The sequence below is a fragment of the Janthinobacterium foliorum genome (assembly GCF_978021625.1).
The window spans coordinates 1-367 of the sequence record NZ_CDXDQE010000071.1; the positions used below are offsets into that span (position 1 = coordinate 1).

The window sequence follows — 367 nt, forward strand, 5'->3', positions numbered from 1 at the left end:
CTGTCTTGCTGATCGACATAAGCAATCTTGGCCAGCAGCGGGTGTGGATCGGCTGCGGCCAGATGTTTGGCCAGTTGCTGATCGCCATAGGCGCGGGCGCTGGCGTCTTGCTGATCGACATAAGCAGCTTTGGCCAGCAATGGATGCGGATCGGCAGCGTTCAAGTGAACAGCCAGCAGCTGATAGGCATAGGTGCGAGCGTTGCTGTCTTGCTGATCGACATAAGCAATCTTGGCCAGCAGCGGGTGCGGATCGGCGGCGGCCAAGTGTTTGGCCAGTTGCGCGTCACTGTACGCGCGCACGGTAATGTCTTGGTCATCAACATACTTGCGTGTGGCCAGGATGACGGAAGGATCGATTTTCAGTT

General features: G+C 57.2%; 1 protein-coding gene. It reads right to left on the reverse strand.

All coding sequences use genetic code 11. The features are described from left to right. On the reverse strand, positions 1–367 hold a 367-nt coding region (locus tag ACZ92H_RS29535; protein WP_465052400.1), incomplete at both ends, for a phage tail protein.